The following is a 3598-nucleotide window of genomic DNA, read 5'->3' as shown; positions in this document are numbered from 1 at the left end:
GGCGCACGGCCTGATCAGCCGCGGCATAGGCCCCGAGAGCGTGGTGGGCCTGTGCCTGGAACGGTCGCTCGATATGGTGGTGGCGCTGCTGGGCATCGTCAAGTCCGGGGCGGCGTACTTGCCGCTGGATCCGACCTATCCACGGGATCGCCTGCGGTTCATGCTGGCAGACGCCCGTCCGGTGTGCACGATCACGACCGCGACGCTGGCCGGCAGCCTGCCACCAGACACCGAACTGCTGCGGCTGGACGACCCGGCCGTGATCGCGCAGTGCGCGGTCCAATCCGCCGCAGACCTCACCGATGCACAGCGCATCGCACCGCTTCATCTGCTGCATGCCGCCTACGTCATCTACACCTCCGGCTCGACCGGAATCCCTAAGGGCGTCGTCGTCTCGCATGCCGGGCTCTCCAACTTGGCCAACGGCCAGATCGAACGACTCGGCCTAAGCGCGGACAGCCGCGTCCTGCAGTTCGCGTCGCTTAGCTTCGATGCAACGCTGTGGGAGCTGCTTATGGCACTCGGCGTGGGGGCCTCTTTGATCCTGCCTAAACCGGGCGCTTTGTTGGGCACGGCGCTTGTTCAGAAAATAAGATCCCACCATATCAGCCATGCCCTGATTCCTCCCTCGGTCCTAGCCAGCACAGAGCACGAAGAGGTGGGTACTGACGCGCTGCCCACCTTGCTCGTTGTCGGCGAGGCGTGTTCGGGGGAATTGGTGAACCGATGGTCCGCAGGCCGCCGGATGCTCAATGCGTACGGGCCGACCGAGGGCACGGTATGTGCGACGATTAGTGATCCCTTATCGGGGGGCGAGCGGCCACCGATCGGTCGCCCGATCTCGAATACGCAGGTCTACGTGTTGGACGAAGGATTGCAGCTGGTGCCGCCGGGCGTGGCTGGCGAGCTATACATCTGCGGCGCAGGTCTGGCGCGAGGCTATCTGGGTCGAAGAGGTCTGACCTCGGAACGGTTTGTGGCGAACCCGTTTGGCCCGCCGGGCAGCCGGATGTATCGCACAGGCGACGTGGTCAAGTGGCGCCCGGACGGCGTGTTGGATTTTGTAGGCCGCGCGGACGAGCAGGTAAAGGTCCGCGGGTATCGCATCGAGCCGGGCGAGATCGAAAGCGTACTGCTGAGCCACCCTTCGGTGAACCAAGCCGCGGTGATGATGCGCGAAGATCGACCGGGCGAGAGACAGCTGGTCGGCTATGTAGTGGCAAGCGATGAAGCGCTACCCGACACGGACAACGCCCAGGTCGAGCAGCAAGTAGAAGAATGGCGGCAGATCTACGAAGGGTCCTACGATCAACGGGAAAATGAGATTTTCGAGGAGGATTTCGGCGGCTGGAACAGCAGCTACGACGGCGAGCCGATCCCATTGGACGAAATGCGGGACTGGAGAGACAAGACGGTCAAGAGGATCCTATCTCTGAATCCACGACGGGTGTTGGAGATCGGCGTCGGGAATGGCCTGTTGTTGTCTTGCGTAGCCCCACAATGTTCCGAGTATTGGGGCGCGGACTTTTCCGCGATTGCGATCGAGAAGCTACGCGCCCGCGTCGAACGGTCTGAGCAGCTTGCCAAGAAGGTGCATCTGGATGTGCGCGCGGCGCACGTTCTCGATGATCTTCCGGAGAATTTTTTCGACACGATCGTTCTCAACTCGGTGGTGCAGTACTTCCCGACGGCCGACTACCTGACTGAGGTTTTGCAAGGCGCGTTGCGCTTGGTAAAACCTGGCGGCCAGGTGTTCGTCGGAGACGTTCGCCACCGCGGCTTGCTGCGGGTCTTCTCCACGGCAGTGGAGTTATGTCGAACGAACGGCTCGCGCGACGTGGCCGACCTGCAGAGGGCGATAGGGCGCAGACTGTTGACGGAAAAAGAGCTGGTGATTGACCCAGAATTCTTTCCCGCTTTGCAGGCAAAGGCGCCCTTTCCTATTGGAATCGATGTCCAACTGAAGCGGGATATTGCCCATAATGAACTAAGCCGTTATCGCTACGACGTGGTTCTGCACAGGGAACCTGCTCAACGCTACTCCTTGGCTACAGCGCCAACGCTATCGTGGGGCCAAGATATAAATTCTCTGGAGGATCTTTCCAGAAGACTCACCACACAACGCCCTTCCTGTTTGCGCATCCGGGAAGTGCCCAACGCCCGGGTAGCTGCGGAAGTGAACGCGGCGAAAGCGTTGCGAGAAGGTCAGTCAGCCGACGGTGAGCTTCGAGACGCAGGCGCACGCACCCGAGAGGTGGATCCGACTGAGTTTCAAGCGCTTGCCCGCTTGGGTTATTGGGTAGCAACGACCTGGAGCCCTGGATCATCGGAGGGCAGCTTTGATGTGCTGTTGGTGGATGAGGAATCCATCGGTACGCAGGTCTTGACCGATCTGTATCGTCCGGAAGGCGTGGTATCAGAGCCCTCTACCTATACGAATCGTCCTGCCCAGTTCCGAGACCTGAGCAAGCTGGCGTCGGAATTGAGGAGCTACGTAGGTTCCCGCTTGCCGGAGTACATGGTGCCGGCGGCGGTGATGCTACTGGAGGCATTGCCACTGACGCCGAACGGGAAGCTGAACCGCCAGGCGCTACCGGCGCCGGCGTTCGTGGCCGGCCTGGGCCGAGAGCCACGCACGCCACAAGAAGAGATCCTGGCCAGGCTGTTTGCCGAGGTGCTGGGCCTGGACCGAGTCGGGATCGACGATGACTTCTTCGACCTGGGCGGCCATTCGCTGCTAGCCACACGGCTGATCAGCCGCGTGCGCTCGATATTGGGTGTCGAGGTGGCGATCCGCACACTGTTCGAGTCATCCACGGTGGCGAGCCTGGCGCAGCAACTGGACGAAGCGCGCACCGTGCGCCCGGCGCTGCGACCACAGCAACGGCCGGCGGAACTGCCGCTGTCGTACGCACAAAAGCGCTTGTGGCTGCTGGACCAGATCGACGGCCCGAGCGCAACCTACAACACGCCGTTGACCTTGCATCTGGAAGGAAAGCTGGATCGCGAGGCCCTGCATCACGCGATCCTGGATGTACTGCAACGCCACGAAAGCCTGCGCACGGTGTTTCCCGAAGTCGATGGGACCGCAGTGCAGCGCATCATTCCGATGCACGAGGTGCAGCTGGTTTTCAAGAAAGTGGAAACCAACGAGACAGCGTTACCCGAGCCATTGTCGGAAGCTGCGGCGCACTGCTTTGACCTGGAAAAAGATATCCCGCTGAAAGTATGGCTGTTCCGGGTGGCCGAACAGAAGCACGTGCTGTTATTGCTGTTGCACCATATCGCCAATGACGGTTGGTCGATCACGCCATTGTCGCGAGACTTGGTCAGCGCGTACGACGCGCGGCGGCGAGGCCAGGCGCCGCAGTGGCGCGCGCTGCCGGTGCAGTACGCGGACTATACCTTGTGGCAGCACCAGGTCCTGGGCGACGAGGACGATCCGCAGAGCGTGATCGCCAGCCAAGTGGGCTATTGGAAGGACCGGCTATCGGGGTTACCCGACCAACTGGACTTACCCTATGACCGGGCGCGGCCCGCCGTGGCGAGCCACCGGGGAGAAACGCTGGCGTTATCGCTGGACGCAGACTTGCATCGC

Annotated in this window: 1 protein-coding gene; it reads left to right on the top strand. The window is 61.7% G+C overall.

Annotated features, from left to right (window positions below):
- Positions 1-3598: amino acid adenylation domain-containing protein (locus ACNAZS_RS26690; RefSeq protein ID WP_415793632.1), on the top strand; the 3598-nt coding region annotated here is incomplete at both ends.

The organism is Bordetella tumulicola (genome assembly GCF_965138755.1).
GTDB lineage: Bacteria > Pseudomonadota > Gammaproteobacteria > Burkholderiales > Burkholderiaceae_B > Bordetella_A > Bordetella_A tumulicola.
The sequence above is the reverse complement of the archived record's forward strand: the minus strand, read 5'-3'. Positions and strand labels throughout refer to the sequence as shown.